The organism is Methylobacterium sp. Leaf100 (assembly GCF_001422845.1).
GTDB lineage: Bacteria > Pseudomonadota > Alphaproteobacteria > Rhizobiales > Beijerinckiaceae > Methylobacterium.
Map to the genome: position 1 here is coordinate 1 of NZ_LMMW01000028.1, position 16,979 is coordinate 16,979.

General features: G+C 65.8%; 24 protein-coding genes and 1 pseudogene. 9 read left to right on the plus strand and 16 right to left on the minus strand.

The annotated features are described in order from the left end of the window. Positions 1 to 182: pseudogene (locus ASF25_RS14370) on the minus strand (aldehyde dehydrogenase iron-sulfur subunit); the annotation flags it as partial. A gap of 266 nt (positions 183 to 448) precedes the next feature. Here ASF25_RS14370 and ASF25_RS14375 point away from each other — a divergent pair. Further along, positions 449 to 1,369, plus strand: a complete 921-nt coding sequence (locus ASF25_RS14375; RefSeq protein ID WP_056266262.1) for a LysR family transcriptional regulator — start codon at positions 449 to 451, stop codon at positions 1,367 to 1,369. Here ASF25_RS14375 and ASF25_RS14380 read toward each other — a convergent pair. The 6 genes from ASF25_RS14380 to ASF25_RS14405 form a co-directional block, all read right to left on the minus strand. After that, the gene (locus ASF25_RS14380) at positions 1,354 to 1,605 is read right to left on the minus strand and encodes an SDR family oxidoreductase (protein ID WP_056305396.1); all 252 of its coding nucleotides are present in this window, start codon (positions 1,603 to 1,605) and stop codon (positions 1,354 to 1,356) included. The genes ASF25_RS14375 and ASF25_RS14380 overlap by 16 nt on opposite strands. 46 nt (positions 1,606 to 1,651) lie before the next feature. Continuing rightward, on the minus strand, positions 1,652 to 4,081 hold the full coding sequence (locus ASF25_RS14385) for a membrane-bound PQQ-dependent dehydrogenase, glucose/quinate/shikimate family (RefSeq protein ID WP_082502738.1): 2,430 nt from the start codon (positions 4,079 to 4,081) through the stop codon (positions 1,652 to 1,654). A 35-nt stretch (positions 4,082 to 4,116) separates the two neighbouring features. Next, positions 4,117 to 5,160 carry an SMP-30/gluconolactonase/LRE family protein gene (locus ASF25_RS14390; RefSeq protein WP_082502740.1) on the minus strand — a complete coding sequence of 348 codons (1,044 nt, stop codon included), beginning with the start codon at positions 5,158 to 5,160 and terminating at the stop codon, positions 4,117 to 4,119. Then, positions 5,157 to 5,510: a cyclophilin-like fold protein gene (locus ASF25_RS14395; RefSeq protein WP_056266283.1), complete on the minus strand. Its 354-nt coding sequence runs from the start codon at positions 5,508 to 5,510 to the stop codon at positions 5,157 to 5,159. The genes ASF25_RS14390 and ASF25_RS14395 overlap by 4 nt, the downstream gene beginning before the upstream one ends. A gap of 190 nt (positions 5,511 to 5,700) precedes the next feature. After that, positions 5,701 to 6,912 (minus strand): MFS transporter, encoded by a 1,212-nt coding sequence (locus tag ASF25_RS14400; protein WP_056266285.1) that lies wholly within the window; start codon positions 6,910 to 6,912, stop codon positions 5,701 to 5,703. Positions 6,913 to 7,021: 109 nt separating this feature from the next. After that, positions 7,022 to 7,417 (minus strand): cupin domain-containing protein, encoded by a 396-nt coding sequence (locus ASF25_RS14405; protein ID WP_056266273.1) that lies wholly within the window; start codon positions 7,415 to 7,417, stop codon positions 7,022 to 7,024. 134 nt (positions 7,418 to 7,551) lie between these two features. On the opposite strand from ASF25_RS14405, the gene ASF25_RS14410 reads away from it, so the two are divergent. From ASF25_RS14410 to ASF25_RS14440, 8 genes are all read left to right on the plus strand, one after another. Then, positions 7,552 to 8,445 (plus strand): LysR family transcriptional regulator, encoded by an 894-nt coding sequence (locus tag ASF25_RS14410; protein ID WP_056305398.1) that lies wholly within the window; start codon positions 7,552 to 7,554, stop codon positions 8,443 to 8,445. Between the two features lie 371 nt (positions 8,446 to 8,816). Beyond that, a complete protein-coding gene (locus tag ASF25_RS14415) occupies positions 8,817 to 9,026 on the plus strand; it encodes a hypothetical protein (protein WP_056305400.1) in 210 nt (69 codons plus the stop codon). A 1-nt stretch (position 9,027) separates the two neighbouring features. Continuing rightward, positions 9,028 to 9,294 (plus strand): hypothetical protein, encoded by a 267-nt coding sequence (locus ASF25_RS14420; RefSeq protein WP_056305401.1) that lies wholly within the window; start codon positions 9,028 to 9,030, stop codon positions 9,292 to 9,294. Positions 9,295 to 9,298: 4 nt separating this feature from the next. After that, positions 9,299 to 9,955, plus strand: a complete 657-nt coding sequence (locus ASF25_RS14425) for an SOS response-associated peptidase (RefSeq protein WP_056305403.1) — start codon at positions 9,299 to 9,301, stop codon at positions 9,953 to 9,955. A 645-nt stretch (positions 9,956 to 10,600) separates the two neighbouring features. Beyond that, entirely contained in the window at positions 10,601 to 11,191 is a 591-nt protein-coding gene (locus ASF25_RS22025; protein WP_082502742.1) for a PAS domain-containing protein, read from the plus strand. A gap of 511 nt (positions 11,192 to 11,702) precedes the next feature. Further along, positions 11,703 to 11,969 carry a hypothetical protein gene (locus ASF25_RS14430; RefSeq protein WP_056305405.1) on the plus strand — a complete coding sequence of 89 codons (267 nt, stop codon included), beginning with the start codon at positions 11,703 to 11,705 and terminating at the stop codon, positions 11,967 to 11,969. A gap of 315 nt (positions 11,970 to 12,284) precedes the next feature. After that, complete coding sequence (locus ASF25_RS22775; RefSeq protein ID WP_156368989.1) at positions 12,285 to 12,524, plus strand: hypothetical protein; 240 nt, start codon at positions 12,285 to 12,287, stop codon at positions 12,522 to 12,524. Then, positions 12,514 to 12,702: a hypothetical protein gene (locus ASF25_RS14440; RefSeq protein ID WP_156368990.1), complete on the plus strand. Its 189-nt coding sequence runs from the start codon at positions 12,514 to 12,516 to the stop codon at positions 12,700 to 12,702. The genes ASF25_RS22775 and ASF25_RS14440 overlap by 11 nt, the downstream gene beginning before the upstream one ends. 87 nt (positions 12,703 to 12,789) lie before the next feature. Here the strand turns inward: ASF25_RS14440 and ASF25_RS22780 are convergent, their stop codons facing one another. From ASF25_RS22780 to ASF25_RS14470, 9 genes are all read right to left on the minus strand, one after another. After that, positions 12,790 to 13,230: a hypothetical protein gene (locus tag ASF25_RS22780; RefSeq protein ID WP_156368991.1), complete on the minus strand. Its 441-nt coding sequence runs from the start codon at positions 13,228 to 13,230 to the stop codon at positions 12,790 to 12,792. After that, positions 13,227 to 13,697: a hypothetical protein gene (locus ASF25_RS22785; protein WP_156368992.1), complete on the minus strand. Its 471-nt coding sequence runs from the start codon at positions 13,695 to 13,697 to the stop codon at positions 13,227 to 13,229. Before ASF25_RS22785 ends, ASF25_RS22780 begins: the two co-directional genes overlap by 4 nt. A gap of 10 nt (positions 13,698 to 13,707) precedes the next feature. Further along, positions 13,708 to 14,349, minus strand: coding sequence for a hypothetical protein (locus ASF25_RS22790; RefSeq protein ID WP_162239267.1), 642 nt, complete (start codon positions 14,347 to 14,349; stop codon positions 13,708 to 13,710). Positions 14,350 to 14,452: 103 nt separating this feature from the next. Next, positions 14,453 to 15,046: a hypothetical protein gene (locus ASF25_RS14445; RefSeq protein WP_056305411.1), complete on the minus strand. Its 594-nt coding sequence runs from the start codon at positions 15,044 to 15,046 to the stop codon at positions 14,453 to 14,455. After that, positions 15,043 to 15,345: a hypothetical protein gene (locus ASF25_RS14450; RefSeq protein ID WP_056305413.1), complete on the minus strand. Its 303-nt coding sequence runs from the start codon at positions 15,343 to 15,345 to the stop codon at positions 15,043 to 15,045. The genes ASF25_RS14445 and ASF25_RS14450 overlap by 4 nt, the downstream gene beginning before the upstream one ends. Beyond that, positions 15,345 to 15,707 carry a hypothetical protein gene (locus ASF25_RS14455; protein ID WP_056305415.1) on the minus strand — a complete coding sequence of 121 codons (363 nt, stop codon included), beginning with the start codon at positions 15,705 to 15,707 and terminating at the stop codon, positions 15,345 to 15,347. Before ASF25_RS14455 ends, ASF25_RS14450 begins: the two co-directional genes overlap by 1 nt. A gap of 3 nt (positions 15,708 to 15,710) precedes the next feature. Further along, entirely contained in the window at positions 15,711 to 16,277 is a 567-nt protein-coding gene (locus ASF25_RS14460; protein ID WP_082502744.1) for a hypothetical protein, read from the minus strand. Between the two features lie 2 nt (positions 16,278 to 16,279). Next, a complete protein-coding gene (locus ASF25_RS23660; RefSeq protein ID WP_056305419.1) occupies positions 16,280 to 16,582 on the minus strand; it encodes a DUF6527 family protein in 303 nt (100 codons plus the stop codon). Between the two features lie 2 nt (positions 16,583 to 16,584). After that, positions 16,585 to 16,869 (minus strand): hypothetical protein, encoded by a 285-nt coding sequence (locus ASF25_RS14470; protein ID WP_056305421.1) that lies wholly within the window; start codon positions 16,867 to 16,869, stop codon positions 16,585 to 16,587. Between the last annotated feature and the right edge of the window lie 110 nt (positions 16,870 to 16,979).

A 16,979-nucleotide genomic window follows, 5' to 3' on the forward strand; every position in this document is an offset into this window, starting at 1 on the left:
AGGTGCAGGTGCTCGCGCGCCGCGTCGAGGAGCGAGGTGCGGGTGTCGAGTTCGAGGTCCCGGCGCTGGCCGTTCACCGTCAGCGACACCTTCGCCAGCACCGGATTGTCGGTCCCGGCGGGTGCGGCGCCCGCCGTAGAGGGCACGGCCACCAGGGCCGCCGTGGCGGATGCGCCCGCCATCAGATCTCTCCGGTTCAACGCGTAATCTGAAGGACTTCCCATCTCGGTCTCCGAACGGGCTGCAGGGGGACGGCGCGACGGCCGCCCATCGAGGGTGGGATGCCCAGGGCGAGCGGGCACATTTGATCAAATCCAAGGTAGGGTTTCCGACCTCGTTGATTAGTGCCGTCCATCGACATAGGGTCATGAGCAGAGCTTATGGATTCGGCCGTTCCGCCACCCCGGCGCCTCTCCGGCTCATCGGACATGCGACGCGGAGACCATCGATGGCGCGTGCGGACCTGACCGACCTGCTGTCCTTCGTGACGGTGTCGCAGGAGGGCAGCTTCACCCGCGCCGCGGTACGCCTGGGCATCACGCAATCGGCCCTGAGCCATGCCCTGAAGGGACTCGAGGCACGACTGGGTGTGCAGCTGCTGAATCGCTCCACCCGGGCGGTCTCGCCGACCGAGGCGGGGCAGCGTCTGTTGCGGAGCGTGGGGCCGCAATTCGAGCAGATCCAGGTCGAGCTCGCCGCCCTGACCGAGTTGCGGGACAAGCCGGCCGGCACCGTTCGCATCACGGCGAGCGAGGACGCGGCGGCGACGGTTCTGTGGCCTGTCCTGACGCGCCTGCTCCCGAGTTACCCCGACATCACGGTCGAGGTCGTCACGGAGCAGGCCCTCATCGATATCGTGGCCGAGCGCTTCGATGCGGGCATACGCATCGGCGAACACGTCGAGAAGGACATGGTCGCGGTGCGGATCGGGCCGGACATGCGCATGGCCGTGGTCGGGGCACCGGGCTACTTCGCCGGCCGACGGAAGCCCAGGCATCCGGCGGACCTCACGGCACACCTGTGCATCAACCTGCGCCGGCCGACGCGCGGCGGGTTCTACCCCTGGGAATTCGAGCGCAAGGGCGAGGCTCTCGACGTGCGCGTTGAAGGCCGGCTCGTGTTCACCAGCCTGCGCCTGATCCGGGAAGGCGCGCTCGCCGGGCTCGGGTTGGCCTACCTGCCGGAGGAGCACGTCGAGCGGGACCTGGCCGAGGGGCGGCTGGTCCGGGTGCTGGAGGGGTGGTGCGAGCCCTTCCCGGGGTACCACCTCTACTATCCGAGCCGCCGTCAGCCCGCCCCCGCCTTCACGGTGCTGGTGGAGGCGCTGCGCCAGCGCGGGGCGGGCGGTGGACGTCAGCCCACCGTCTGACCGCCATCGACCACCATGGCATGCCCGACGACGAAGGCCGCCAGATCCGAGCAAAGGGAGAGCACGGCAGCCGCGATCTCCTCGGGTTCCCGGACACCGTCCTCGGAGATGTCGGCGACCGCGACGGCGGCACCGGCACCGGCTCGGGCGAACGCCAGGGCGGTGGCGCGGCCGATGCCGCTCGTCGCGCCCGTGACGAAGGCGATTTTGCCGGTCAAATCATGCGTCTGCGTCATCGGTCACTCCAGGTCGGATCGTCGGCGGGTTTCAGGAGGACGAGGCTCAACGCGGCAGCGCGTAGGCGACCAGCTTGGTCCCGAGGCTGATCGCCAGCGGCGGCTTACCACCGGCCGCCACCACCACGAACTGGCGCCCGCTCACCGGGCTGCGGTAGGTCATCGGCGTGGCGTTGCCGCCCCCGGGAAGCCGGGCCTGCCAGAGTTCGCGGCCCGTTGCCGCGTCGAGCGCCCGGAAGGTCCGGTCCATGCTCGCGCCGACGAAGACCAGGCCGCCACGCGTGACCACCGAGCCACCCGAGACCGGGGTCCCAACGGTCAGCGGCAGCATCGACGGGATGCCGAAGGGGCCGGTGTCGCGCGCGGTCCCGAGGGGCTTCGACCACAGCAGGCGGCCGCTCGACAGGTCGACGGCCGCGATCAACCCCCAGGGCGGCGCCGTGCAGGGAATGCCGAGGGGGGACATGAACAGGCCGCCAAAGGCGCCGTAGGGCGTGTTCAGCATCGGCCGGTCGGCGTCGCCGCCGGGGCCTTTCCCGTCGGCGAGCTTGAGCTTGCGCCGCTCCGCCTCGGCGCGGGTGAGGAGCTCGACCCGGTCGGGAAACCGCATCCAGTTCGCCACCATGATCCCGCGGTCGATATCGACGGAGGCGCTGCCCCAGTTCACACCGCCCACCGAGCCCGGATCGATGAGGACCGGCTTGTCCAGGGTGATCGGGGTCAGGTGCCCTTCGTAGCGCGACCGGCGGAACAGGATGCGGCAGACCATCTGGTCGATGGGCGTGGCGCCCCACATGTCGGACTCGCGCAGGGTCGCGCCGCGCAGGGCCGGTAGATCGAGCGAGGCGGGCTGGGTCGGCGCCAGGCGTTCGCCGGCGGCGGTGCCGTCCTGCGGCGCCGACACTTCGGTGACGGGCTTGATCGGCTGGCCGGTCTCGCGGTCGAGCACGAAGATCTCGCCGCGCTTCGTCGGCTGGATCAGGGCCGGCCGAATCCCGTTCGCCGTCGGCATGTCGAGCAGGGTCGGTTGCGAGGGGGTGTCGTAGTCCCAGATGTCGTGGTGCGTCGCCTGGAAGCGCCAGCGCAGGCGGCCCGTCTCGGCGTCGAGGGCGATGACGGCGCTGGAGACCGCCTCGTCGAACGGACGTCGCTGGCCGCCGAAATTGTCCGGCGTGGCATTGCCCATCGGAAGGTAGACCAGCCCCAGCGCTTCGTCGGCACTGATGGGCGCCCAGCTGTTGGGAGAGGACGGGGTGTAGGTCTCCCCCGGCGGCGGTGGGCCGGCCCGGTCGGGCTGGCCAGCATCGAAGGCCCAGGCGAGTTCGCCGGTGCGCGCATCGAAGGCGCGAATCACGCCGGAGGGGCCGCCCCAGAACTGGCCGTCGGGAATGCCGCCTCCGACGACCGCCTTCCCGCGGATGATCTGCGGGGCCGAACTGACGTAGTACTGGCCTTCCGGATACGCGCTGAGGCCTTCGCGCAGGTCGACGCGGCCGGCTTTGCCGAAGTCGGTGCAGGGCGCGCCGGTCCCGGCGTCGAGGGCGATCAGCTCCGGTGTCTGGCTGGCTGCGATGATGCGGGCGGCACAAAGGCCGGTCGCATCCGGCACGCGATAATGGGCGACGCCCCGGCACGGCTTGCCGGAGGGCGGCACGCCGTAGGAGAGGTCGTGGCGCCAGCGCTCGCGCCCGGTCTCGGCTTCCAGGGCGAAGACGCGGTTGTGGCCGTCGCAGAGGTAGAGGGCGTCGCCGACCATGATGGGCGTCGCCTCGAGGGCAGTCGCCGGGCCGGGCGTGTCGGGGCCGGTCTCGGCCTCCCACGCCACCGCGAGCTGGCCGACATTCGCCGGAGTGAGGTCGGCGAGCGGGCTGAAGCGCGTACCGCCCTGGTCGTTGCCGAAGGCCGGCCAATCCTCGTGCGTCACCCGCGCGAGCGGCTGCGCCAGGGGACTCGGAACGCCGTCGGCCATACCGCGGCGCAGGATGGGCTCGGCCGGCGCGCCGGGGCCGGCCGCATGCAGCAGGCCGCCGACGAAGAGGGCCGCCGCCATGATGCCGGTGACGGCCGGCCCTGCCGCGGCACGTGCGGGAGAGGCGTGCCGACCGATCCGGAAGACCGGCGGGAGCAGCAGAGCGAAGCCGAGGACGAAGGGAGCCAGCAGGCGCGGAAGCAACTGCCAGGCGTCGAAGCCGACTTCCCAGATCGCCCACGCCGTCGTCGCGGCCAGCACCGCGACGTAGAGCGCAAGGCCACGTTCGTCGCGCCGCCAGATCAGGGTGCCGCTCGCCACGACGGCCAAGCCGGTCAGGAGGTAGTAGGGCGAGCCGCCGTACCAGGCGAGCGCCGTTCCGCCGGTGGCGAGCCCGAGGCCGACGAGGAAGAGGAGTGTTGCGACGGCGCGCCGGGTCCAGATCGCCCCGCGGCCGCCCTGCCCGGCGGGTGGGGCGGATCGGGGCATCGAATCGATGCGTGTCATGACGAGACTTTCGCTGTCCGGAGCTGGGCCGGGCGTTACTGGTGCGAGAAGAGGCGCAGTGCCTTCGCGAAGGCGTGCGCTTCGAAGATCGTGGAGCCCCGGCCGCCTGAGCCGTCGTTGGCGACGATGAGCAGGTCTCCGGTGCCGGGCCGCAACGCCATGCTGGTGGACCGGAGGTTGTGGCCCTCGTCCCGACCCGGCAGCAGGACCTGCCCGATGGGGATGCCGTTGCGGTTGAACACGAGCACGCGGCCCTGGCCGTACAGGGCGACGTAGAGGTTTCCGTCGGCATCGGCCCGCATCGAGTCGGGCGCCGGACCGGTGAAGTGGTAGGCCACCGTCGTGCCGAGCGGCGTCGGCGTGGTCGCGTCGGCGAGGTCGACCCTGTGCAGGAGGTTGCGACCGAACTCGGTGACCCACAGGGTCTTGCCGTCCGGACTGAGCGCGACACCGTTGGCCAGCGCGAGGTTCGGCAGGACCGGCGTGACGGTCGTGAGGTCGGGCGCGACGTAGTAGGCACCGCCCTTCGGGTCGGTGGAGGTGCCCCGGAAGTCGGTGAAGTAGAAGCCGCCCTGCGCGTCGAAGACGAGGTCGTTGACCACGTACCCCGCCTCGGCGGGGACGATGGTTCGCAGATCCGAACCGTCCGCCCGCACCGAGACGATGGAGCCATGCCGGAAGCCGCCGGTGCCGGCGGCGAAGATGCGCCCGTCCTTGTGGATCGCGAGCCCACCGAGGTTCAGGGCATTCGCGGGCACGATTGTGGAGAGGCGCCTGTCCGGCGTGAGGCGGAGAACGCGGCCGGTGCCGGCATCGGTGAACAGCAGGTCGCCCGCCCGGTCGAAGGACGGTCCTTCCAGGGGAACCCCTTCGTCCGAGACCTTGAACCAGGGCTGCGCGACCACGGTCTGAAGGTCTCGTTCCCCCGGTGGGATGGGGACCGGCCCATGGGTCCGCAGGTCGTAGGCGAGCGCGCCGGGTGCCGCGTGGGCCAAGGTGCCGCCGGCCGTCCCCGTCAGGCAGGCCAGGATCGGGAATGCCCGGGCGAGGCTTCGCAATCTCGGACGCTGCGTTGTCATGGGGCCGGCTCGATGGTCACCGTGATCGGTCCGGGCTGGCGGAACGCGTCGGGGATGCGGCTCAGCCGACCCAGGCGGACGAGCCCGCGCGAGTACCCGAAATCCTTGTAGAAGATCGCGAGATTGCCCCAGGGTGCGTAGTAGGTGATGTCGCCCGGCTCCGGGTCGATGCCGGCGGGCTCGCCCTGGATCGAGAGCTTCCCGGGCAGGTCGCCGATCTTTTCGGTGGCGTTGTAGTCGGTCAGGTTGAGAGTGAGGGGCAGGAGCGCCCGGAAGGCCCGGGCGGCCTCGCCGGATTCCAGGGTCGCGGTGACGGTTTCGCCGGCGAGCCGGATTCGGATACTTTCCATCGCGGGCGTCTTTCTGCCGGGGGATGCGGAGGAGCCCCGCTCCGGGGCCGGTTCGCCGTGGAGCCCGGCAACGCCACCGAGGACGAGGACCATTGCCGCCGCCAGTGATGTCGCGGCGTGTCGTGCGTGCTTCATGGATCGTGTCCTTGATCGGTCACCGGGACGGGGAATGTGGCTGGCGGGATCGTGATCACGCTCGCGAGGTCTGCCGCGAAGCCATGATGGCGACGACCGCGCACGCGACGAGGGCGACCGCGCTGACCGCGAAGGTGCTGCGGTAGCCGCTCGCGTCGTAGGCAAGGCCGCCCAGGGTGGCGCCGAGCGCGATGGCGAGCTGGACGACTGCGACCATGAGCCCGCCACCGGCCTCGGCTTCGTCGGGCAAGACCCGGCTCAGCCACGTCCACCAGGCGACGGGCGCCGCCGTGCCGATCAGCCCCCAGGCGGCCAGCAGCAGCGCCACCGCGACGGGTGTGCCGCCCAACGCCATGAGCAAGACCGCAATGGCCGCCATCCCGAGGGGCATCGCGACCAGGAGGCTGTGGAGCCGCGACCGGAGGAGGAAGCCGATGAGGTAGGTTCCGAGCACGCCGGCTCCGCCGATGAGCATCAGGATCAGGGACAAAGTCGGGACGTCGAGTTTCGTCACCGTCTCGAGGAACGGCCGCAGGTAGGTGTAGAGGGCGAACTGCCCGAGGAAGAACAGCGAGATGGCGAGCATTCCGAGGGGGACTTGGCGGCGCCGAAGGACCCGGAACACCGTGCCACCACCGGCCGTGCGCGCGGACGGCATCGCCGGAAGGCTCGCGAGGAACCAGGCGAGCGTCAACGCCCCGAGCGGCACGACGAGGAAGAACGCCCCGCGCCAGCCGATGTAGTGTCCGAGGAAGCTGCCCAGGGGCGCGGCCACCGTGGTGGCCAACGCGTTGCCGCCGTTCAACATCCCGAGGCCCCGGGGAACCTGCTCCGCCGGGACCAGGCGCATGACGATGGCGGCGGACATCGACCAGAACCCGCCGATGACCACCCCCACCAGAGCGCGTCCGGCCATGAACACCGCTGCGTTCGGGGCGAGGGCCACCATCAGCCCCGATCCCATCATCAGGATCGTCAGGGCCACCAGGACGGTACGGCGGTCGATGCCGCGCGTGGCGGACGCGATGACGAGGCTCGTCAGGAGCGCGAAGAGCCCCGAGACGGCGATGGCCTGCCCCGCGTGCCCCTCGGTGATGTTGAGGTCGGAGGCGATGGGCGTCAGCAGGCTGACGGGCATGAACTCCGAGGCCACGAGCGTCGTGGAGCAGAGGGTCATGGCGAGCACCGCACCCCATCCGCGCGACGCCCCGACCCCCGTCTCTGGGGCGAGCGATCCACGTTCGATGCAGACTTCCTTCGGATTCATGGGCATCCCGCCCCTTCCCTGTGATTTGTGCTCGCCTGTGATTCATGCGCGCGCAGCCCCGCCCCGGGTCGGGCCCGCGAGAGCTCCGGCAGGGTCCGCGTCGCCGGTGTCAGGCTCCGTATTGTCGGTCGGAGACCTTCTCCATCCAATCGACGGCGCCGCCGTTCAGCGCCTCCTGGATGGCCATGTGGCTCATGGCGGTGGTCGGCCCGGCACCGTGCCAGTGCTTTTCACCCGGTGGGAACCAGACCACGTCGCCGGGGCGGACGTCTTCGATGGGACCGCCGTCGCGCTGGACCCGCCCGCAACCCGCCGTGACGATGAGCGTCTGGCCGAGTGGATGAGTGTGCCACGCCGTGCGGGCGCCGGGCTCGAAGGTCACCAGAGCACCGCTCGCGCGGGCCGGCTCCGTCGCGCCGAACAGCGGGTCGATGCGGACGGTGCCGCTGAACCAGGCGTCCGGCCCCTTGGCCGACGGCTGCGAGCCGACGCGCTTGATCTCCATGAACCATGCTCCAGCGAGAATGACGGCCCGATGCGCTGCGAGCACGCCGAGCCGGGGCGTGTGCGTAACTAGCCCCCGGGATCGGATCGGATTAGGGGCTCGTACCGACATGGGGTCATGAGCGAGGCTTATGGATGCTGCGGGAAAGCCTGAACGACCTCACCGCCTTCCTCGCGGTGGCCCGCCTGGGCAGCTTCACGAAAGCGGCGGCGCAGCTGGGGGTTTCGCAGCCGGCGCTCAGTCAGACCGTGCGTGCCCTCGAGACACGTCTCGGCATCCGGTTGCTGGCCCGGACGACCCGCAGCGTGTCGGCGACGGAGGCCGGCGAGCGCCTCCTGAAGGCCGTCGGGCCGCGCTTCGACGAAATCGAAGCCGGACTCGTCGCCTTGGCCGAGATGCGCGGCCGGCCTGCGGGGACGCTGCGCATCACCGCCGACGAGCATGCGGCCAAGACGGTCCTCTGGCCGGCCCTCCGGCGTCTCCTGCCGGCCTACCCCGACATCAAGGTCGAGACGAGCATCGACTACGGCCTGACCGACATCGTCGCCGAAGGGTTCGATGCCGGCATCCGGCTCGGCGGGATGGTGGCCCGGGACATGACCGCGGTCCGGATCGGGCCCGACATGCGCATGGCCGCGGTCGGCGCACCGGCCTACTTCGCCACGCGTCCGCCCCCGCGCCGGCCGGAGGACCTCACCGACCACGCCTGCATCAACCTACGGCTGCCGACCCTGGGGGCGCTCTACGCCTGGGAGTTCGAGAACGAGGGGCGCACCCTGCATGTGCGGGTGGAGGGGCAACTCGTCTTCAACTCGGTCACGCTGATCCTCGAAGCGGCGTTGGACGGTTTTGGCATCGCATACCTGCCCCAGGATCAGGTGCAGGGGCATGTCGCGACGGGACGCCTGGTGCCGGTGCTCGCACCGTGGTGCGAGCCGTTCTCCGGCTATCACCTCTATCACGCCAGCCGCCCCCCCCTCACACCGGCCCTCGCCGCGCTCGTGGAGGCGCTTCGGTACGGCGACTAGGACGAAAGTTCGAGGCATTGGTTGAACCGGAAGGCACATGATCCCTTGCGGTTCTCCTGACGAAGGTGGTGGGCCCGGCAGATGTGGAATAGATAAACAAATAGAGTGTGTTAGAACGAAGTGCGGGATGATTGCCCACTCTGGTGGATAAGGGTTATTTCCTGCCGCCCCCGCACCTCTCTGAGGCAGCTTCGGTCGCCGCCGTCCCCTTTTCGATCCCTGGTTGGAAGGTCTCCGCGAATCAGAGCGTGACGCTCCCGCGGCAATGATTCGTTTCGAGTTATCCCCAGTCCGCACAGGGCAGCGACGCCGCAATTGACCGCAGAACCGGGACCGTATGTTCCTTCTTTGTTCTTAGGAGGAGCCTGCCGATGACCGCCGCACAGATCGCCGAGATGGCGTCGATGAGCCAAGCCGAGGTCATCGCCCTTGCCTACGAGGAGGCGGCCGGCGGCGATGTCGGTCAGGCACTGCGCGACGCGGCCGAAGACCTCCTCGCCCTCGAAGACCGGCTTGCCACGACTGAGCGGCTCGTCTCCCGCGGCTTCGTCCGGGCTGGTACGCGAACCAAGCGCGCTTGAGATGGAGCGCCTCTGCGATGTCCGGGCCGAGCGCCTCGTCATCACCTGCGGACCGTGCGACCGCCGCGGCGTCTATCGCATCGACGGCCTGCGGCAGCGGTTCGGGGATCACGCTTCGGTGCTGGACGTCTACCTCAGGCTCACGCAAACCTGCCGCTACCAGCGCGAGGTCGGGAGCCGCCAGCCAAACGTCTATAGCGTCGGCTGCCGGGCCAAGCTCGACACCACCGGGACCGCGGCGAAAGGCGGCCTGCCGTCGAGGACATGAGCGGATGTGCAACCTCTACAGCCTGGTGACGTCGCAGGCGGAGATTAGGGAATCCTTCGGCGTCACGGTCGATCGCACCGGCAACCTGCCGGCCATGCCGGGGATCTTCCCTGACCAGCGCGCGCCGATCGTGCGGGTCGACGCGGACGGTCAGCGCGTGATGGAGATGTTCCGCTGGGGCATCCCCGGGCCGAAGCAGTTCGGCGAGCACCCCGTCACCAACGTGCGCAACGTGAAGAGCCCGCACTGGCGGCCTTGGCTGAAGCCCGAGTTCCGCTGCCTGGTCCCGGTCTCATCCTTCAGCGAGTACGCCGACACCAAGCCGAAGAAGACCCCGACGTGGTTCGCCCTCGACGACGCGCGCCCTCTGTTCGCCTTCGCGGGTATCTGGCGCTCCTGGACCGGCGTGCGTGGAACGAAGGCCGAGAACCCCGACCGGATCGAGGAGGAGCACCACCTGTTCTCGTTCCTCACCTGTGAGCCGAACGGCGTCGTCGGCCCGATCCATCCCAAGGCCATGCCGGTGCTGCTGACGACGCCGGAGGAGTGGAGCACGTGGCTCGCCGCCCCCACGGAGATCGCCCTGGAGCTTCAGCGCCCGCTGCCGGATGCCGAGATGCGGATCGTGGCGCAGGGCGCGCGGCGGGATCCGGCGGCGTGATGGTTACCGACGCAGTTCGTCATCCCACGACTGGGTGTTGTACGAATCTGAGCGAACCTGAGCCGCTCGCTTGATAGGTCGACGCCGTGTCGAGGCCAGCCGCTTTGCAGCTGTTGCCCGCCTGACCCTCTTTGCTTGCAGGGACACATACCTCGATTTGGTAGTTTGAGATGTGTCATAGCTTGCAACTATCACTTCTTCAGGCAACGTTCTAGTTGGTGTCCTCGCGATCCGATGTAAGACCGCTTTGTTTTCGTCAGATATACAGCCCGAACATACAAAATTGTAGGAATCGGGCAGCCGAGGTCGCAGAACGAAAGCTTCCATCGCCTTTTTTGCTCGTGCGCCAAGCTTTTCCAGTGCAATCAGATCTGGATCAGTAAATCGAGGCGGATCGCCCGACTTCGAAAAAGCGTGCTCGGTAATAATTAGACTTGCAAGGCCGATGGCGAAGCCGGTTTTAGCTGCGAATCGCATCTATCGGTCTCAGTCTCTTCAACGATAATGCCGCAGATTGCATCGCCTTGGTTAATAGGATCTTCGCAGGGCGAACTTTTCGCCAGAAGCGCGGCGGATCGCTCAACCGCGGGTATGGAACATGGTAAGGAACGCGAAGTTTGAACCCCACGCCCCGAGGGAAAACGCATGCCGTCAGATGGAAAGCGCGATAGGGCTGTCAGTGCGGATGTTGAGTCTGCTCTCAACGCATACGGTTTCGTTGGCGCCTGGGAAAATGATTTACATGCGGACCGTGTTTACCTCTCGGGATCGCTGATCGAATTGATGGGTATCGCACCTGAGAACGCTGTTTGTGGCGTGCCGCTATCCGTTTTTCTGACCGGCATTCACCCTGATGATCGAGAGCGTGTCGCCGAGCTCGCCCACAAGGCGCATGTCAGTCTCGGACGGTTTGCGGCACAATTCCGAACCGTGTGTGCTGATGGAAGCGTACGTTGGGTTTCTGCGCGTGGACAAGTCGATGCGGACGGGAAAGGCCAGGGCCCTCGCTGCATCGGCATGGCCGTTGATATAACGAATGCCCGCGCCGGCAATTGCGACGCCGGCCGGCGGATCGATGTCATCGAAAGCCTAGTCGACAACCTGATATCCCTTAAGAATATTTTGCTAGAAGAGGATTCGAGCGTTTTAAAAATGCTCGTTGACATGCTGTTACTTGAGCTTGGAAAAGAACTTTCTAAGGAAGGTTTTGATATTACATCCAAGAGCTTGCATTGACTTTTTGACAATTCCAAAGCGATTAATTGCAGGCGTCAAAATCACATGGGATAGTAAAATCGATTTTTGATAGCTGAAATTTACGCCTGCTTGCGCGTGCTCTTCGATGACGCGGTTCGGGCTGTCACGTATCAATCTGGTGATCACCTAAGCGAGGTTGTCGCTGCTGCAAGCGGGTACGCAAATGACGAATCATATCCTGCGATCTGAGCTTACCATGCGAAGAATTGCGGAAAGTATCGGCATTGGAATCGATGCGTTTGGGCCGAACGCAAGCACGCTGGATACAGAGCTAGCGCAATCCGCTTCGCTTATGAAAAGCTTTCTATCTATCCATGATCCTGAATTGCGCAAAAAGTGCTTGGCCTTTGTATTGCAGATTGCGGCCGAATCGGTCAATGAAAGCTCTTGCGGAGCCCCCGCTGATCTGACCAAAATCTAGGCGACTGCATGCGCGCCCTATCCGCCCTACTAATCTGGCTGTTCGGGCGGTAGGCCCTATCTGGCGAGTATGGCCAACGCACCTCAGACCACCGGCGAGCTGTTCAAAGCGAAGGCCGTGACCGAAGCGGACATCGTCGCTGCGGTGGACGCCTTCATGGCCGATCCGGGCACCACGGCGTTCCTGTTCGGCGAGGGGTATCGCCTCGACCTCGCCGAGGCCGTACGCGCGCACGAGTGGGCCTCCGTCACGATGGCGAACAAGGATGCGACGGACCACCTGAAGCGCGCCGCTGTGCGCACTGCGATCCTGCTCGCGCGGCCCGAGAAGGTGTGAGTATGGAGCGCCCTATCCGATGGCGTGATGGCCTCGCCGTTTTGCTGGAACACGGCGACCTCGAGCATATGGCCAATGCCTTTGAGGTATCGGAGCGCTACGGAAAGTCGAACCGTAACGAGCTCGTTTGCATGCTTGGCTACATGCGGGGCGTGGTCCTGCGGGACATCCGCCCCTACTCTGAGGGCTGGTATCTGCTGACACGCCGCGGCGTGGCGAAGCGTGCACGGAGTCGGGCAAAGGGTCCAGCTGGCGCCTGAAAAGCAAGAAGCCCGGACGCCAGTGCAGGCACCGGGCCCAGATAGGGGAACGACTGTGAGCGACAACGTCCTGCCGTTTCGTCGACCAGAAGGGGCGCCGGGCGAGATCGCGGACGTGGAAGGCAGTATCTGGCTGCCGGGTCGCCGCAAAGTCGCACATGGCCAGATCTCGGTCACGTGGGGGCAGGCGTGCGTTGCTGAGATGTTCGGTTGGACCGTCGTCGAGGGATCGGAGATCGCCGGTCGCGTGATCATCCATCGCTCGCCGGCTGAGGGCCATGCCGATGATCGATGAAGCTGACATCGCCGTCGGGCGCCTGCTGCCGTTCGCGGCCGGGCTCGGCGTCGACGAACTTACGCTGCGCCTGATCGCCCTAACGGTCTGGACGGACAGCGTGGAGCGGACGGCCGAGGAGAAGAGCGCGGAGGTCCGACGGCGGCTAATGCGGGCTGCGGAGGCGGGCCTTTCCTAAGAAGCTGGAATAAGATGGCTGGCGAATTTGGCTTTGCGCACAATCTGGCCGATTTGGATTTTAGATTTGCATGGCTTGTATTCAAAATTAAGAGTTTAATTTTTCAATCTCGACCTCGCGTTCTTTCAGCATAACATCGATAAGCTCAACTCTTCTCTGTGCTGCCAGTATTTCTTCATCGCCCATGTTAATATAGAAACTTAGAGTGGTACTTCGTGTTGCTTGGACATATACTGGGAAATCTATACCATAGCGCCCCTTTGTGAATTGTGAGGGGTCCATCTTATTAGAGCTGTCGCTATCGTATAGAATACCACCGTTACCGTCTAAAACCTTTATTCTGGGCTGAATATTTCCAGACTCATGCACGCTTCCCTCGCATCGAACCACAAAAGTTAGATCCGCCGGATAACTTGGGACGATGAAATCTAGAGCCCAGCCGCCAATTATAAAACTTTTACCACCGGCCTCCCGGCGTACGTCATCGCAGATGATTGCATTATCAACAGATACCCTGGCAAATTTCATGGCTTGTTTCTGCTTACGAGGGATACAAAATTCTCCATATAGTTCCCTTTTGTTTTTATCTCTGCTCCACCATTATCGTAGATGAGGCATCGAACTTCAAGATTATTAGATGTCGTGCGGGGAGGTCCCTTTGGTTTGGCTGCTTTGACTGAATAAGTAATAATTTGTTGCTCATGATGAACTTCGCGGTACCTCATGCCAACGTCAATGAAAACTCTATTGCTGTCGTCGGCGTCGACCAGGGCGAATTCGAGCTTTACACGGAGCGAATAGCAAAGTTCTGCTATTGTCTTGATTGTCATATTCGATGGCTCAGAAAAAAGTTTGCTAACTGAGCCCTCGTCCCTACCCATCATTACGGCGACTTTTTTCCGTGGGTAGCCATCTACATTTTTTCGATGCTCAGCGGCAGCGAGAAGTGAACCAAATATCCGCGCCTTCATTACGTCTACAGCGTAGAGGCGCATATACTTGTTGTCATTCTCCGTAGAGGGAAGGTTTGTCGACATTGCTTGCCAGACCTAAAAAATAATCACCCACTTCGTTTCCTTGGCAGGGAGGGATGCCAGGAAGACGGCGCTCAAGATCTCCGACAGCAGCTATTGCTGCGGCGGTGTACGCTTTCGTCGTACCAACGTCGTGCCTGTCTCTCATGTCCGTGCCAATGAATAGGCCGCGAGCGTACAGCCGACCGAAGAGTCTCCATCCTGGTTTTGGTTTCCGATAGCAGATGGTCCAAGCCTCGCTGAGATCGCGGAGCCGTTCGACGTCCGGCTTCTTCGACGAATCGCCCGCTAGGCTGACTCGGAAGTAATAGCCATGAATAATCAGGGAATTTTGGGCGTCCGCGTGACGATCCGAAAAGCCTATCGCGGCGCTTTGACCATCTAGGATCGAGAGCATCCATGGCAGCACCCAAATTTGATTGCCGTCGTCGCGTTCTCGAACGCGCGGCTCCACCCGAACAAACCCCAGGCTCGGCAGATCCGGCAGAACAGCATGTGGGGGGCTTGAGATAGAAGTCAACTGCCCATTGGGGTTATCGTTATCATGACCGCCGCAGATGGTAACTGAGACACAGACATGGGCGCTAGGCCAAGCTGCGAACTCGCCTGCCATCGAACAAACAAAAAACCCGCCGCGGCCTAAGCCGGGCGGGTGAAGTGAGGATGAGGACGCCCCGCCAAGGGGCATATCCGGCGTTGCATGTGGCATGCCAGGACTACGTCGGCGACGACCCCGGCACGAGCCGCTCCCCGGTCTGGAACAGGTCCTTCATCCAGATCGGCGCGTTCTGGATCATGGGACGCGGGTCCGGTCGCACGGCCAAGATGCCGATCGACAGGACGGCGGCCACCAGCATGGCGATTCCCACCGCGACGCGGTCGCCCGTCGGCACGACACCGTTCGCTGCCCCGCGCGGGATCACGTGCAGGACCGCCGCCACCACCGAGAGCAGCTTCAGCGGCGCGAACAGCTCCGAGTTCAGGAAAGCCGGGTCGAAGTGCGAGAGCCGCGCCACGACCCGCATCCAGGCCTGCCCGTCCTGCGAGAGCCACGATAGGCTGATCCCGACGATGAGGTAGTCGGTGTTCGCCTGGGAGCCGGTCCAGACCGCGCGCGCCGCGGCCCCGATGTAGTAAAACAGCGCCATCGTCGCCATCACGCCGACCAGCACGTCGACGGCGATGTTGATGTCGTTGTTCGGCACGAAGGCGTTGATCACGAGGTAGCCGATGGTCAGGATCGCGACCGTCCAGCCGATCGTGCTTCGGATGTTCTCGGGACGATCGTCGTCGTAGATGGTGTGCTTCACCGGCCTTCATCCTCTGTCCTGCGGCGGGTTGGGTCGAAGGTCGCCAGCATCCCGTCGACCAGGGCGCGGACGTCCCCGGTGTTCATCCTCTGGCCGTCGAATTGGCGGGCGGTCCGGCGCGTGCGCCGGCGAGCGATGACGGTCTTGCGTCGGGCGATCACCGCCGACGCGGCAGTGTTCGCGCTCTCCCGCTGAAGCCCGCCCTGCGCGGCCAGATTGCTCGCCATGGCGGCATCGAGGCGCGAGGTTTGCTCGGCGGCCTTGGCCAGCCCGAGCCAGGACATGAAGCGCGCCCACATCAGGTCCGCTCCCGGTCGCTACGGTCCGGGCTGCGCTCGAGGCGGCGCGCGATTCCTTCGAGCGCCGCCGTCGTGTTTCCGAACCCGTGGATCACTTTCTCGACGAGGATCGCGATCTGGTGGCTGTGGTCGCCGACGGCCTTGCCGCTCGTGTCGATGAGGGAGCGCAGCTCCTGCAGCGCGCCCTTCACGCCGTCGGCCGAGTTCTTCGACGCCTCGATCGCGATGATGAAGCGCTCAATGTGGCTGGAGACCAGGGCGTCCTTGTCCTTGTAGACCTTCACGAGGGCGGCCATCAGGATGGCGCTCAGGCCCCACCCTCCGTACTCCTTGAGCAGACCGGCGAAATCCATCGGGGTCATGCGTCAGCGCCGCCCATTCCTTGGCAGCAACGCCGTGATCTGGTTGTCCTTGATCTGCGAGGACCGCGACGAGCCGAGCCAGAACGCGATGGCGGTGCCGAGCGCGAGGTTCGAGGCGCCATAGGCCTGGCTGAGCAGCTGGTAGACCCGCTCGGGGATCTCGGCCTGGACGAAGTAGAGCGCCACCGTCAGCGTGATCCACGCCAGGAAGATGAGCAGCGTGACGATCGCCGGCATGTTCTGGACCCAGGACTGGGTCTGAACGAGGCCGAGCTGCATGGCCCGGGCGTTGGCGATGTCGGCGAGGTAGTCCGCCTGCGTCTTGGCGTCGGCCTCGATGGCGGCGAGCTTCATCTGCGCGCCGGCCGGGTCGGCCGCCACGGCCTGCGTGATGGCTTCGGGTGTCGGCGGCACGCCCAGCGCCGCGCCGATCGCGGCCGCCGCGCCGCGCCCGACTGCCCCGCCGATGGTGCCGCCAAGGGGCCCGCCCGCGATGCTGCCGATGAGCGAGCCGAGCGACGGGAGCCCGGCCTGGGCGAGTTGCCCGGCCGCCTGCATCCAGTTTTCCATGGTCAGTCCCCTCTTGCGGTAAGCGGCACGGTCTGCCCGGCGAGCGCGTGCGTGCAGTCGCCGAGGAACTGAATTTGGCCGTCCGTCACGAACGAGTGGCAGACTGCAGGGGGCGCACCGTCCACGCCCGCGTCGGAGCCGTCGTAACGAACGAGGACGGATGGGGTCAGCGTCGGGCGGTCATGATTGCCGTTGAAGCCCCAGCCGCCGGGGGCCACGCTTACGGCGTGAAGGCTTCGACATCCGGGGCAGTGGAACCCCACTCGCCCGCCTTCAAGCGTGCGCAGAACACCACGTGCACCCATGGTCACGACGCCTTCTTGGTGAAGAGGGAGGCGAGCCACGAGCCGAGGCTGCCGGTCTGGACGGTGGGGGCCGGTGCCGGCGCGGGCTTCGCCACGATCCCGCTGTTGCGCGGGGCCGGCGTCACGAGCGGGCCGACAGGCTTACTGGTGACCGGCGGTGTCGGGATCGCCACGGTGATGCCGCCCGGAGAATGGCAAGCGGCCAGCAGCGCAGCGCGGAAGTCGCGGAAGTACCCTGCGATCAGGTCGGCCTTGTCGGTGCCGTTGATGATCGCCCGGGCGCCCACGGGGATGATCGGCCCCCACGAGGTGGTCCGAGGATAAAGTTAGTGCACGGTTGGCCGCTCCGCCACGGGTAGCTTGGCCGGCGGAGCTGGTCGGGCGAGCGCAGCCGGCC

Excerpts from the sequence above, each read along its gene's own strand:
- ASF25_RS14375 (WP_056266262.1), top strand. The coding sequence starts at position 449 with ATGGCGCGTGCGGACCTGACCGACCTGCTGTCCTTCGTGACGGTGTCG.
- ASF25_RS14380 (WP_056305396.1), bottom strand. The coding sequence starts at position 1,605 with ATGACGCAGACGCATGATTTGACCGGCAAAATCGCCTTCGTCACGGGC.
- ASF25_RS14385 (WP_082502738.1), bottom strand. The coding sequence starts at position 4,081 with ATGACACGCATCGATTCGATGCCCCGATCCGCCCCACCCGCCGGGCAG.
- ASF25_RS14390 (WP_082502740.1), bottom strand. The coding sequence starts at position 5,160 with ATGACAACGCAGCGTCCGAGATTGCGAAGCCTCGCCCGGGCATTCCCG.
- ASF25_RS14395 (WP_056266283.1), bottom strand. The coding sequence starts at position 5,510 with ATGGAAAGTATCCGAATCCGGCTCGCCGGCGAAACCGTCACCGCGACC.
- ASF25_RS14400 (WP_056266285.1), bottom strand. The coding sequence starts at position 6,912 with ATGAATCCGAAGGAAGTCTGCATCGAACGTGGATCGCTCGCCCCAGAG.
- ASF25_RS14405 (WP_056266273.1), bottom strand. The coding sequence starts at position 7,417 with ATGGAGATCAAGCGCGTCGGCTCGCAGCCGTCGGCCAAGGGGCCGGAC.
- ASF25_RS14410 (WP_056305398.1), top strand. The coding sequence starts at position 7,552 with ATGCTGCGGGAAAGCCTGAACGACCTCACCGCCTTCCTCGCGGTGGCC.
- ASF25_RS14415 (WP_056305400.1), top strand. The coding sequence starts at position 8,817 with ATGACCGCCGCACAGATCGCCGAGATGGCGTCGATGAGCCAAGCCGAG.
- ASF25_RS14420 (WP_056305401.1), top strand. The coding sequence starts at position 9,028 with ATGGAGCGCCTCTGCGATGTCCGGGCCGAGCGCCTCGTCATCACCTGC.
- ASF25_RS14425 (WP_056305403.1), top strand. The coding sequence starts at position 9,299 with ATGTGCAACCTCTACAGCCTGGTGACGTCGCAGGCGGAGATTAGGGAA.
- ASF25_RS22025 (WP_082502742.1), top strand. The coding sequence starts at position 10,601 with ATGCCGTCAGATGGAAAGCGCGATAGGGCTGTCAGTGCGGATGTTGAG.
- ASF25_RS14430 (WP_056305405.1), top strand. The coding sequence starts at position 11,703 with ATGGCCAACGCACCTCAGACCACCGGCGAGCTGTTCAAAGCGAAGGCC.
- ASF25_RS14440 (WP_156368990.1), top strand. The coding sequence starts at position 12,514 with ATGATCGATGAAGCTGACATCGCCGTCGGGCGCCTGCTGCCGTTCGCG.
- ASF25_RS22780 (WP_156368991.1), bottom strand. The coding sequence starts at position 13,230 with ATGAAATTTGCCAGGGTATCTGTTGATAATGCAATCATCTGCGATGAC.
- ASF25_RS22785 (WP_156368992.1), bottom strand. The coding sequence starts at position 13,697 with ATGCGCCTCTACGCTGTAGACGTAATGAAGGCGCGGATATTTGGTTCA.
- ASF25_RS22790 (WP_162239267.1), bottom strand. The coding sequence starts at position 14,349 with ATGGCAGGCGAGTTCGCAGCTTGGCCTAGCGCCCATGTCTGTGTCTCA.
- ASF25_RS14450 (WP_056305413.1), bottom strand. The coding sequence starts at position 15,345 with ATGTGGGCGCGCTTCATGTCCTGGCTCGGGCTGGCCAAGGCCGCCGAG.
- ASF25_RS14455 (WP_056305415.1), bottom strand. The coding sequence starts at position 15,707 with ATGACCCCGATGGATTTCGCCGGTCTGCTCAAGGAGTACGGAGGGTGG.
- ASF25_RS14460 (WP_082502744.1), bottom strand. The coding sequence starts at position 16,277 with ATGGAAAACTGGATGCAGGCGGCCGGGCAACTCGCCCAGGCCGGGCTC.
- ASF25_RS23660 (WP_056305419.1), bottom strand. The coding sequence starts at position 16,582 with ATGGGTGCACGTGGTGTTCTGCGCACGCTTGAAGGCGGGCGAGTGGGG.